1 pseudogene is annotated in these 535 nt (G+C 50.8%); it reads right to left on the bottom strand.

The features are described 5' to 3' along the window. Positions 1 to 535, bottom strand: a pseudogene (locus DK261_RS21350) (IS3 family transposase); the annotation flags it as partial.

The raw sequence follows: 535 nt of genomic DNA, 5'->3' as shown, positions 1-535 counted from the left end.
ACTCTGCCGGTGACAGCTGATTGTTGAAACCATGACGGCGTTTTGCGTTGTAGAACATCTCGATGTAATCGAACACATCACTACGAGCATCTTGCCGCGAGGTGTAGATTTTTCGCTTGATCCGTTCCCGTTTCAGAAGCTGGAAAAAACTCTCGGCCACAGCGTTGTCATGACAGTTGCCTCGGCGACTCATGCTGGCAACCAAATTGTTTGCTTCAAAAAGCTGCGCCAATCGGAGCTGCTGTACTGGCTGCCTTGGTCGGAATGAACCATCACTTCTTGCTTCGGTTTACGCCTCCAAACCGCCATCAACAACGCGTCAATAGCCAAATCACTGGTCATCTGCGACTTCATTGACCAGCCAACGACCTGGCGAGAAAACAGATCCAACACCACAGCCAAATACAGCCAGCCTTCATAAGTGCGAATGTAGGTGATGTCGGTGACCCAAACTTTGTTGGGTTCTACGACATCAAACTGGCGCTTCAGCAAATTGGGTGAGGCGACCGCTGGCTTACCGCCGTACTTTCCAGGA

The organism is Pseudomonas sp. RW409 (genome assembly GCF_003184125.1).
Classification (GTDB): Bacteria; Pseudomonadota; Gammaproteobacteria; order Pseudomonadales; family Pseudomonadaceae; genus Aquipseudomonas; species Aquipseudomonas chlororaphis_I.
Note: the sequence above shows the minus strand (reverse complement) of the source record. Positions and strands in the feature narration are given on the sequence as shown.